General features: G+C 64.1%; 17 protein-coding genes and 1 pseudogene. 14 read left to right on the top strand and 4 right to left on the bottom strand.

Annotated features, from left to right (window positions below):
* The 13 genes and pseudogenes from PHQ87_RS11850 to PHQ87_RS11790 form a co-directional block, all read left to right on the top strand.
* Nucleotides 1-127 (top strand): annotated as a pseudogene (locus tag PHQ87_RS11850) (elongation factor Tu); the annotation flags it as partial.
* 18 nt (nt 128-145) lie between these two features.
* A complete protein-coding gene (gene rpsJ / locus PHQ87_RS11845; RefSeq protein WP_300234442.1) occupies nt 146-460 on the top strand; it encodes a 30S ribosomal protein S10 in 315 nt (104 codons plus the stop codon).
* A 213-nt stretch (nt 461-673) separates the two neighbouring features.
* Entirely contained in the window at nt 674-1,348 is a 675-nt protein-coding gene (gene rplC, locus PHQ87_RS11840) for a 50S ribosomal protein L3 (protein WP_300234439.1), read from the top strand.
* Nucleotides 1,348-1,968, top strand: a complete 621-nt coding sequence (rplD, locus tag PHQ87_RS11835) for a 50S ribosomal protein L4 (protein WP_300234437.1) — start codon at nt 1,348-1,350, stop codon at nt 1,966-1,968. Before rplC ends, rplD begins: the two co-directional genes overlap by 1 nt.
* Nucleotides 1,965-2,279 carry a 50S ribosomal protein L23 gene (gene rplW, locus PHQ87_RS11830; protein ID WP_300234434.1) on the top strand — a complete coding sequence of 105 codons (315 nt, stop codon included), beginning with the start codon at nt 1,965-1,967 and terminating at the stop codon, nt 2,277-2,279. The genes rplD and rplW overlap by 4 nt, the downstream gene beginning before the upstream one ends.
* A 2-nt stretch (nt 2,280-2,281) precedes the next feature.
* On the top strand, nt 2,282-3,109 hold the full coding sequence (gene rplB, locus PHQ87_RS11825; protein ID WP_300234431.1) for a 50S ribosomal protein L2: 828 nt from the start codon (nt 2,282-2,284) through the stop codon (nt 3,107-3,109).
* A gap of 12 nt (nt 3,110-3,121) precedes the next feature.
* Nucleotides 3,122-3,397, top strand: coding sequence for a 30S ribosomal protein S19 (gene rpsS / locus PHQ87_RS11820; RefSeq protein WP_300234428.1), 276 nt, complete (start codon nt 3,122-3,124; stop codon nt 3,395-3,397).
* 11 nt (nt 3,398-3,408) lie between these two features.
* Nucleotides 3,409-3,744 (top strand): 50S ribosomal protein L22, encoded by a 336-nt coding sequence (gene rplV, locus PHQ87_RS11815; RefSeq protein WP_300234425.1) that lies wholly within the window; start codon nt 3,409-3,411, stop codon nt 3,742-3,744.
* Nucleotides 3,745-3,759: 15 nt separating this feature from the next.
* The gene (rpsC, locus tag PHQ87_RS11810; RefSeq protein ID WP_300234423.1) at nt 3,760-4,629 is read left to right on the top strand and encodes a 30S ribosomal protein S3; all 870 of its coding nucleotides are present in this window, start codon (nt 3,760-3,762) and stop codon (nt 4,627-4,629) included.
* A gap of 2 nt (nt 4,630-4,631) precedes the next feature.
* Nucleotides 4,632-5,048, top strand: a complete 417-nt coding sequence (gene rplP, locus PHQ87_RS11805) for a 50S ribosomal protein L16 (RefSeq protein WP_300234421.1) — start codon at nt 4,632-4,634, stop codon at nt 5,046-5,048.
* A gap of 16 nt (nt 5,049-5,064) precedes the next feature.
* Nucleotides 5,065-5,262, top strand: coding sequence for a 50S ribosomal protein L29 (rpmC, locus tag PHQ87_RS11800; protein ID WP_300234418.1), 198 nt, complete (start codon nt 5,065-5,067; stop codon nt 5,260-5,262).
* A gap of 9 nt (nt 5,263-5,271) precedes the next feature.
* The gene (rpsQ, locus tag PHQ87_RS11795; RefSeq protein ID WP_300234415.1) at nt 5,272-5,541 is read left to right on the top strand and encodes a 30S ribosomal protein S17; all 270 of its coding nucleotides are present in this window, start codon (nt 5,272-5,274) and stop codon (nt 5,539-5,541) included.
* Between the two features lie 105 nt (nt 5,542-5,646).
* Entirely contained in the window at nt 5,647-6,156 is a 510-nt protein-coding gene (locus PHQ87_RS11790) for a peroxiredoxin (protein WP_300234412.1), read from the top strand.
* Nucleotides 6,157-6,159: 3 nt separating this feature from the next.
* Here the strand turns inward: PHQ87_RS11790 and PHQ87_RS11785 are convergent, their stop codons facing one another.
* Nucleotides 6,160-6,675 (bottom strand): GNAT family N-acetyltransferase, encoded by a 516-nt coding sequence (locus PHQ87_RS11785; protein ID WP_300234409.1) that lies wholly within the window; start codon nt 6,673-6,675, stop codon nt 6,160-6,162.
* Nucleotides 6,676-6,736: 61 nt separating this feature from the next.
* Complete coding sequence (locus tag PHQ87_RS11780) at nt 6,737-7,414, bottom strand: cytochrome b/b6 domain-containing protein (protein ID WP_300234406.1); 678 nt, start codon at nt 7,412-7,414, stop codon at nt 6,737-6,739.
* Between the two features lie 127 nt (nt 7,415-7,541).
* Here PHQ87_RS11780 and PHQ87_RS11775 point away from each other — a divergent pair, with 127 nt between their 5' ends.
* Nucleotides 7,542-8,000, top strand: coding sequence for a cytochrome c (locus PHQ87_RS11775; protein ID WP_300234403.1), 459 nt, complete (start codon nt 7,542-7,544; stop codon nt 7,998-8,000).
* A gap of 89 nt (nt 8,001-8,089) precedes the next feature.
* On the opposite strand, the gene PHQ87_RS11770 is transcribed toward PHQ87_RS11775, so the two are convergent.
* Both PHQ87_RS11770 and PHQ87_RS11765 read right to left on the bottom strand, forming a co-directional pair.
* Nucleotides 8,090-8,539, bottom strand: coding sequence for a TlpA disulfide reductase family protein (locus tag PHQ87_RS11770; protein ID WP_300234445.1), 450 nt, complete (start codon nt 8,537-8,539; stop codon nt 8,090-8,092).
* A 190-nt stretch (nt 8,540-8,729) separates the two neighbouring features.
* Nucleotides 8,730-9,045: hypothetical protein (locus PHQ87_RS11765; protein ID WP_300234400.1), on the bottom strand; the 316-nt coding region annotated here is incomplete at its 5' end.

The raw sequence follows: 9,045 nt of genomic DNA, 5'->3' as shown, positions 1-9,045 counted from the left end.
CGGTGACAACGTGTCGATCACGGTCAAGCTGATTGCCCCGATCGCCATGGAAGAAGGTCTGCGCTTCGCCATCCGCGAAGGTGGCCGCACCGTCGGCGCCGGCGTCGTCGCCAAGATCATCGAGTAACCGGATCCGGAGAACCACATGTCTTCCAAGCAAAAAATCCGCATCCGCCTCAAGGCCTTCGACTACAAGCTGATCGACACCTCGGCAGCCGAAATCGTTGACACCGCCAAGCGCACCGGCGCGATCGTCAAGGGTCCGGTGCCCCTGCCGACCCGCATGAAGCGTTTCGACATCCTGCGTTCGCCGCACGTCAACAAGACCAGCCGCGACCAGTTCGAAATCCGCACCCACCAACGCCTGATGGACATCGTCGACCCGACCGACAAGACGGTTGACGCCCTGATGAAGCTGGACCTGCCGGCCGGCGTGGATGTCGAGATCAAGCTGCAGTGATCCTGCGGCCAGGGTCAGCGACAGCCGGCCTTGCATTTAAAAAGCCCGCTGGTTATACTGGCGGGCTTTTCAGGCTTTATGCCTGAAGGGATTTCGTTTGTCGGTTGCGCAGAACCCTCTGCGCGGCCATAGCAACCGTGCTGCAGGGGCATCGCAAGATGCCGCGGGCACACCATCAGCCCCGGCCAATTGAAGTCGGGAACGGAGAAAACAATGAGTCTTAGCAACTCCCTCGGGTTGTTGGGTCGCAAGGTGGGCATGATGCGCCTGTTCACCGATGACGGGGACGCAGTGCCCGTCACGGTGGTCGACGTGTCGAACAACCGCGTGACACAAGTCAAAACCCAAGCCAACGACGGCTACGATGCCCTGCAGGTGACCTTCGGTGCCCGTCGTGCCTCTCGCGTGACCAAGCCGGAAGCGGGCCACCTGGCCAAGGCCGGCGTCGAAGCAGGCGAGATCATCCGGGAATTCCGCGTGACGCCCGAAGTGGCCGCCCAGTATCCGGCGGGCGCGACCGTGGCCGCCAACGCACTGTTTGCCGCCGGCCAGAAGGTCGACGTGCAGGGTACCTCGATCGGCAAGGGCTACGCCGGCACGATCAAGCGCCACAATTTCTCCTCGCAGCGCGCCTCGCACGGCAACAGCCGTTCGCACAACGTGCCGGGTTCCATCTCCATGGCACAAGACCCGGGTCGCGTGTTCCCGGGCAAGAAGATGACCGGCCACATGGGCGACGAAACCGTCACGACCCAGAACCTGGATGTCTTCCGCGTGGACGAAGCCCGTCAGCTGCTGCTGATCAAGGGTGCCATTCCCGGCTCCAAGGGTGGCTTCGTGACCGTCCGTCCCGCCGTCAAGGCTGCAGCCAGCAAGGGAGCCAAGTGATGCAAGTCGAACTCCTGAACGAACAGGGCCAGGCCGCGTCCAAGCTGGATGTGCCCGAGACCGTGTTCGGTCGTGATTACAACGAGGCACTGATCCATCAGCTCGTGGTGGCGTATCAGGCCAATGCCCGTCAAGGTACGCGTGCGCAAAAGGACCGTCAGATGGTCCGCCACTCGACCAAGAAGCCGTTCAAGCAAAAGGGCACCGGCAACGCTCGCGCCGGTATGACCTCCTCCCCGCTGTGGCGTGGGGGCGGCCGCATTTTCCCGAACAGCCCCGACGAGAACTTCACCCAGAAGCTCAACAAGAAGATGTACCGCGCCGGCATGGCCTCCATCTTCTCGCAACTGGCACGTGAAGGCCGTCTGGCCGTGGTCGACTCCGTCAAGGTCGATTCGCCCAAGACCAAGCAACTCGCCGCCAAGTTCAAGGCCATGAACCTGAACCATGTTCTGGTCATCGCCGAAGAGGTCGACGAGAACCTGTACCTGGCCTCGCGCAACCTGCCCAACGTCCTCGTCGTTGAGCCGCGCTACGCCGACCCGGTGTCGCTGGTGCACTACAAGAAGGTGATCGTCACCAAGGGTGCCATCGACCAGCTCAAGGAGATGTTCGCATGAGCGCCGCCAAGCAATACGATGAAGGCCGCCTGATGCAGGTCCTCGTGGCACCGATCGTGTCCGAGAAGGCCACCCAGGCTGCCGAGCAGTCCAACGCCGTGCTGTTCAAGGTGCTGCGGGACGCCACCAAGCCCGAGATCAAGGCCGCCGTTGAACTGATGTTCAAGGTGCAGGTCAAGGGCGTTTCCGTGCTCAACCAGAAGGGCAAGACCAAGCGCTTCGGTCGCACCGTCGGCCGCCGTGACCACGTCCGCAAGGCCTATGTCACGCTGATGCCCGGTCAGGAGCTGAACTTCGGGGAGGGTGTTTGATCATGGCCATTATCAAGATAAAACCGACTTCGCCCGGCCGTCGTGGCATGGTGAAGATCACGCGCGACAACCTGCACAAGGGTGCCGGTTTCGCGCCGCTGCTGGAGCCCCAGCACCAGAAGTCCGGCCGCAACAACAACGGTCACATCACGGTTCGCCACAAGGGCGGCGGTGCCAAGCACCACTACCGCGTGGTCGACTTCCGTCGCAACAAGGACAACATCCCGGCCAAGGTCGAACGCATCGAGTACGACCCGAACCGCACCGCGCACATCGCGCTGCTGTGCTACGCCGATGGCGAGCGCCGCTACATCATCGCTCCGCGCGGTGTTGAAGTCGGTGCCACGCTGCTGTCCGGCTCCGAGTCGCCGATCCGCGTGGGCAACACCCTGCCGATCCGCAACATCCCCGTGGGCTCGACCATCCACTGCATCGAGTTGCAAGTCGGCAAGGGCGCGCAGATCGCGCGTTCGGCCGGTGCTTCGGCGGTCCTGCTGGCCCGCGAAGGCATCTACGCCCAGGTGCGCATGCGCTCGGGTGAAGTGCGCAAGGTGCATGTGGACTGCCGCGCCACCATCGGCGAGGTGTCCAACCAGGAACACAGCCTGCGCCAGTTGGGCAAGGCCGGTGTGAAGCGTCACATGGGCATTCGCCCGACGGTTCGCGGTACCGCCATGAACCCGATCGACCACCCGCACGGTGGTGGCGAGGGCAAGACCGGCGAGGGTCGCGCTCCGGTGGATCCGTGGGGCAACCTGACCAAGGGTTACCGCACCCGCAACAACCGCCGCACGCAGAACATGATCGTTTCGCGTCGCAAGAAGAAGTAAGGGGTTGACGAAATGACTCGTTCTCTCAAAAAAGGTCCCTTCGTTGACCACCACCTGCTGGCCAAGGTCGAAAAGGCGCAGTCCTCCAAGGACAAGAAGCCGGTCAAGACCTGGTCGCGCCGCTCCATGGTCCTGCCCGAGTTCATCGGCCTGACCATCGCCGTGCACAACGGCAAGCAGCACGTGCCTGTCTACATCACCGACCAGATGGTCGGCCACAAGCTGGGCGAGTTCTCCCTGACGCGCACCTACAAGGGCCATCCGGGCGACAAGAAAGCCAAGAAGTAAGGATCACCATCATGACTACTGAAACCCGCTGTGTCGTCCGCGGCGTGCGCCTGTCGGTGGACAAGGGCCGTCTGGTGGCCGACCTGATTCGTGGCAAGAAGGTCGACCAGGCCCTGAACATCCTGGCGTTCACGCAGAAGAAGGCTGCCGGCATCGTCAAGAAGGCGCTGGAGTCGGCGATTGCAAATGCCGAGCACAACGATGGCGCCGACATCGACGAGCTGAAGGTCAAGACCATCCACGTCGAGCAGGGCACCACGCTCAAGCGTTTCACGGCTCGTGCCAAGGGCCGCGGCAACCGGATCAGCAAACCCACGTGTCACATCTACGTGACGGTTGGCAACTGAAGAGGTCACTGGAATATGGGACAAAAAATCAACCCGACCGGCTTCCGCCTTGCCGTCTCGCGCAACTGGGCCAGCCGCTGGTACGCCAGCAACCGTGACTTCGCCGGCATGCTGGCCGAAGACATCAAGGTGCGCGAGTACCTGAAGGCCAAGCTCAAGAACGCCGCCGTTTCGCGCGTCGTGATCGAGCGCCCCGCCAAGAACGCCCGCATCACCATCTACTCGGCCCGCCCGGGTGTGGTGATCGGCAAGAAGGGCGAGGACATCGAGCGCCTGAAGAAGGACCTGGCCGCCAAGCTGGGTGTGCCGGTCGCTGTCAACATCGAGGAAGTGCGCAAGCCCGAAGTCGATGCCAAGCTGATCGCCGACTCGATCTGCCAGCAGCTCGAAAAGCGCATCATGTTCCGCCGCGCCATGAAACGCGCGATGCAGAACGCCATGCGCCTGGGCGCCCAGGGCATCAAGATCATGTCCTCGGGCCGTCTGAACGGCATCGAAATCGCCCGTACCGAGTGGTACCGCGAAGGCCGTGTGCCGCTGCACACCCTGCGTGCCGACATCGACTACGGCTTCTCCGAAGCCAAGACGACCTACGGCATCATCGGCGTGAAGGTGTGGGTCTACAAGGGCGACACCCTGGGCCGCAACGATGCGCCGTCGCTGGACAGCACGCCGCGCCCCGAGGGCGAAGAGCGTCGTGGTCCGCGCGGTCCGCGCCGTGAGCGTCCGGCCGGCCCCGCTGCCCGTGCCGCCGTGCGCCGTGGTGGCAACGCCGCGCCCGCCGACGGCAGCGACAAGCCCGCCGAGGCCACCGACAAACCCGCCGTTAAGCGCGTTCGCAAAGACGCACCCGCAGGGGCACCTGCGGACGGCAAAGGAGAATAAACATGCTGCAACCTGCTCGCCGCAAATACCGTAAAGAGCAAAAAGGCCGCAACACGGGCGTCGCCACCAGCGGCGCGACCGTGGCCTTCGGTGACTTCGGCCTGAAGTCCACCGATCGCGGCCGCCTGACCGCGCGCCAGATCGAGGCCGGTCGTCGTGCCATCTCCCGTCACGTCAAGCGTGGCGGTCGCATCTGGATCCGCGTCTTCCCGGACAAGCCGATCTCCAACAAGCCTGCCGAAGTCCGTATGGGTAACGGCAAGGGTTCCGTGGAGTACTACGTGGCCGAGATCCAGCCCGGCAAGGTGCTGTACGAAATCGTGGGTGTGCCCGAACAGCTCGCCCGCGAAGCCTTTGCCCTGGCCGCCGCCAAACTTCCCCTGCGCACCACGTTCGTGACGCGCCTGCTGGGTCAGTAATTCAGGAGAACATGAGATGAAAGCTGCTGAACTGCGCCAGAAGGATGTGGCCGGCCTGGAAGCCGAAGTGAAGTCGTTGCAAAAGGCCCATTTCGGCCTGCGCATGCAAAAGGCCACGCAACAGTTGAACAATACCGCCACGCTGGGCGACACCCGCCGCGCCATCGCTCGTGCCAAGACCATTCTGGCCGAGAAGCAACGCGCAGCCAAGTAAGGAGTGACCATGACGGAAGCCAAAACATCCCTCAAGCGCACCCTGATCGGCAAGGTCGTCAGCGACAAGCGCAACAAGACCGTGACCGTGCTGGTCGAGCGTCGGGTCAAGCACCCGATCTACGACAAGATCGTGATCAAGTCGAGCAAGTACCACGCCCATGATGAAAATGGCGAGTACAAGCTGGGTGATCTGATCGAGATCGCCGAGAGCCGACCGCTTTCGAAGACCAAGAACTGGGTGGCTACCCGCCTGGTGCAAAAGGCTTCGATCGTGTAAGCCCTTTCCTCTCGCCGGACGGCGGGAGCCCCAAAAGCGACCGACAATGGCGGTCGCTTTTTTTTTGCCCGGTCCCGATGGGCCCTACCACGCGAGGAGATTCACATGATCAAAGTTGGTGACAGGATTCCGGCCGTCACGCTGGCCGAGTACAGCGAGGTTGAAGGCAACGGATGCAGTATCGGCCCCAATCCGGTCGACACGGCCAAGGCCAGCGCAGGCAAGACCATTGCCCTGTTTGCGGTGCCGGGCGCGTTCACCCCGACCTGTTCGGCCAAGCATGTGCCGGGCTATGTGGAGCAGTACGAGGCCTTCAAGGCCGCTGGTGTCGACGAAATCTGGTGCCTGAGCGTGAATGACGCCTTCGTGATGGGGGCCTGGGCACGTGATCAGAAGACGGCCGGCAAGGTGCGCATGCTGGCCGATGGCAGCGCGGAGTTCGCGCAGGCCACAGGTCTGACGCTGGACCTGGTGTCGCGCGGCATGGGCGTGCGCAGCAACCGCTACTCCATGCTGGTCCAGGACGGTGTGGTCAAGGCGCTGAACGTCGAGGCCCCGGGCAAGTTCGAGGTCAGCGACGCCGCCACGCTGCTGGCCCAGGCCAAGGCGCTCTGAGCGTCAGAGCCTTCGCAGGGCGTCCAGATCTGCCTTCAGGTAATGGGCGCCCGGTAGCGGGTTGTGGTAGTAAGGGGCCACTTCGATGAAACCGGACTCCTCGTACAGCGCCCGCGCCGCCTCCATGTCGCTGAGCGTGTCCAGCAGCATGGTGGTGTAGCCGGCGATCTGGGCCCGTGCCATGGTCTGGTCCACGAGCATGCGGCCCAGGCCGAAGCCACGGTAGGCGCGGCGCACGAACAGCCGCTTCATTTCGCAGGCGTTGAGGTGATCGGTATTGGGCAGGGCGCGGAAGGCGCAGCAGCCGGCCGGGGCCTCGTCGACCGTGGCCAGCAGCAGCAGGCCTTCGGGTTCGGCATAGACACCGGGCAGTGTGCCCAACTCTTCATCAAATCCCTGGAAGTCGAGGTCGATGCCCAGTTCGGACTGGTAGTCGACGAACAACTGACGGACCGCAGCCAGATCACTTGCGGACTGGGCGACGCGGATGTCCAGGGCCACGTGGCCGGGTTCGGTCATGGTTGGGGTGTCGTCTCCTGAAACACCCGCCCACTATAACGCGGGCGCGCAACGAAGCCCATCAGTAGCCACCTGCCGAGGCCCCCAGCGACACCAGCCACCAGACAAAGCCGGCGCAAATGGCCAGCAGCACCAGGGCGCCCAGGCGCTGCCGCAGGCCGTCGGCCGATGCGGGGGCCTCGATGTCGGTCTGGCGGTCACCGTGCACCATGCCCGCGACCAGGCGCTGCCCGCGCACCAGACGGTAGAACACGATGGCCAGCACGTGCAGCACGGCCAGTGCGATGAGCAGGGGCTTGCCGATGTCCGCGTGGTACCAGGTGGCGAGCGAAACGGTGTCCTCGGAGGCGTACGCGGCCAGCGGGCCGGTGTAGGAAATCGCGTCGTCGGCGAACAGGCCCGAGACGGCCTGTCCCAGCAGCGCCAGCAGCATCACATACACGCTCAGCGACCCCAGCGGGTTGTGGCCCAGGGTGTCGAGCGGCGTGGCCTTTCCCTTGAGATAGCGCACGATGGCACCCGGCCAGGGAATGAAGTGCGCAAATCGCGACCAGTAGCCGCCAACGAAGCCCCAGCCGAGGCGAAACAGCAGCAGGGTCAGGGTGGCGTAGCCGAGGCGGAAATGCCATTCCATCCACGCACCGCCGATGGAGCCCGAGGCGATCAGGGCGATGACGCAGGTGGCGAGCGACCAGTGGAAGAGGCGGGTGGGCAGATCCCAGACGCGGATGGCGGGCATGCGAGACTCCGGAAGCGATCAAAAGGAACTAATGGACAGCAAGCCTATCATTGATGGCGTAGCGCTTGATGGCTACATATTCGATAGCCAGTTTGGCAGATTTCCAACCCAAGACAGGAGTTCCTACATGAAGTATGCCTTTGCCACCGCCGCGGTGGCCCTCGCGGCCGCGCTGGGCGGCGGTGCCGCCATGGCCCAGAGCCAGACGTTCGCCTCGCCGGACGATGCGATCAAGTTCCGTCAGGCAACGCTCAAGGAACTGCAGCAGAACTTCAAGGTGATTGCCGACATGGCCAATGGGCGTGCCGCCTTCGACGCGGCCAAGGCCGACAGCAGCGCCGCGCGTGCCGCCGAACTGATCAAGCAGCCCTGGGTGGGGTTCGGTCCGGGTACGGAAGGTGGCAAGGCGCAGCCGCTGGTCTGGCAGGAGCAGGACAAGTTCAAGGCCGCGGCCGCGCGCGCGGAAGAAGAAGTGGGCAAGCTGGCCGTAGCCGCCAAGACCGGCAACATCGACGCCATCAAGGCCGCGGTGGGTGCCGCCGGCGGGTCGTGCAAGGCCTGCCACGACGACTTCCGCAGGCGCTGATCCGTCGTGTCTGAGGAAACGGCGCCGCTCGGGCGCCGTTTTTCTTGGGGGAGCGCGCGCTGCCTACAGGGAAAACGCGCCAGGAGCGATCAGGCCGCGAGCAGGTCCTCGATCAGACGGTGCAGGGCATCGAAATCGGGCTCGCCGACATAGCGCTTGACGATTTGCCCCTGCTTGTCGACCACATAGGTCGTGGGGGTGAGCTTGACATCGCCCCAGGCCTGGGCGATTTGTCCCGTGTTGTCGAGTGCGACCTTGAAGGGCAACTGGCGCGTGTTGGCGAAATTGACCACCCAGGCGGGGGGGTCGTAGCTCATGGCCACGGCCAGGGTTTCGAAATTGCGGTCGCTGAACTTTTTGTGCGTGGCCACGAGCGAGGGCATCTCCTTGACGCAGGTGACGCAGGTGGTGGCCCAGAAATTGACCAGGGTGACCTTGCCTTTGAGGTCGGCGGTACTGAGGGTGCTGCCATCGAGCAGCACGAAGGTCGAGTCAGGGGCGGCGTCCCGGGTGCTGCAGCCCGCCATCGACAGGCCCATGGCCGCCAGCGGCAGGGCAGCCAGCGTGGCCACGGCGCGACGGCGATCAGGACGGGGGGTGGCGGGGGAGGTCGGAGACATGGCGGGACTCGGCAGCGCAAAGATCAGGTATCGACGGATATGTGAGTGTATGGCCTCGGGGAAGTTCCATGTCCGCTTCGCCATGCCAGGCCGCCATGGCCGGCCGCCCTCAGCGTGTCTGGCGCAGGCGCTGGCGCGCCGTGTCCAGTCGGGTGTTCAGGTATTCGCCGTAAAAATCGGGCAGGCCCATCCCCACCATGCGCTCGGCCAGTTCCTGTCCGTCGGGACCGAAGAACAGGACCGTGGGGGCGATACGGGCCTCCCAGCGGTGCGCCAGCTCGAACGGGCTGCTCTGCTGGCCAGCGAAGTCCAGGATCAGACCGGTGCGGTCCTGGATGTCCAGCTGGATGGCATGCACGAGGCCGTCGCGCAGCATGGGCTGCAGGTGCTGATTGCGGACCATGTCGCAATAGATGCAGCCGGCC

Origin of the sequence: Hydrogenophaga sp. (assembly GCF_028698005.1) — a bacterium.
Lineage (GTDB): Bacteria > Pseudomonadota > Gammaproteobacteria > Burkholderiales > Burkholderiaceae_C > Hydrogenophaga.
This window is presented reverse-complemented; position numbering and strand designations above follow the sequence as displayed.

Coding starts and splice junctions, on each gene's coding strand:
- rpsJ (WP_300234442.1), top strand. CDS start 146: ATGTCTTCCAAGCAAAAAATCCGCATCCGCCTCAAGGCCTTCGACTAC.
- rplC (WP_300234439.1), top strand. CDS start 674: ATGAGTCTTAGCAACTCCCTCGGGTTGTTGGGTCGCAAGGTGGGCATG.
- rplD (WP_300234437.1), top strand. CDS start 1,348: ATGCAAGTCGAACTCCTGAACGAACAGGGCCAGGCCGCGTCCAAGCTG.
- rplW (WP_300234434.1), top strand. CDS start 1,965: ATGAGCGCCGCCAAGCAATACGATGAAGGCCGCCTGATGCAGGTCCTC.
- rplB (WP_300234431.1), top strand. CDS start 2,282: ATGGCCATTATCAAGATAAAACCGACTTCGCCCGGCCGTCGTGGCATG.
- rpsS (WP_300234428.1), top strand. CDS start 3,122: ATGACTCGTTCTCTCAAAAAAGGTCCCTTCGTTGACCACCACCTGCTG.
- rplV (WP_300234425.1), top strand. CDS start 3,409: ATGACTACTGAAACCCGCTGTGTCGTCCGCGGCGTGCGCCTGTCGGTG.
- rpsC (WP_300234423.1), top strand. CDS start 3,760: ATGGGACAAAAAATCAACCCGACCGGCTTCCGCCTTGCCGTCTCGCGC.
- rplP (WP_300234421.1), top strand. CDS start 4,632: ATGCTGCAACCTGCTCGCCGCAAATACCGTAAAGAGCAAAAAGGCCGC.
- rpmC (WP_300234418.1), top strand. CDS start 5,065: ATGAAAGCTGCTGAACTGCGCCAGAAGGATGTGGCCGGCCTGGAAGCC.
- rpsQ (WP_300234415.1), top strand. CDS start 5,272: ATGACGGAAGCCAAAACATCCCTCAAGCGCACCCTGATCGGCAAGGTC.
- PHQ87_RS11790 (WP_300234412.1), top strand. CDS start 5,647: ATGATCAAAGTTGGTGACAGGATTCCGGCCGTCACGCTGGCCGAGTAC.
- PHQ87_RS11785 (WP_300234409.1), bottom strand. CDS start 6,675: ATGACCGAACCCGGCCACGTGGCCCTGGACATCCGCGTCGCCCAGTCC.
- PHQ87_RS11780 (WP_300234406.1), bottom strand. CDS start 7,414: ATGCCCGCCATCCGCGTCTGGGATCTGCCCACCCGCCTCTTCCACTGG.
- PHQ87_RS11775 (WP_300234403.1), top strand. CDS start 7,542: ATGAAGTATGCCTTTGCCACCGCCGCGGTGGCCCTCGCGGCCGCGCTG.
- PHQ87_RS11770 (WP_300234445.1), bottom strand. CDS start 8,539: ATGGGCCTGTCGATGGCGGGCTGCAGCACCCGGGACGCCGCCCCTGAC.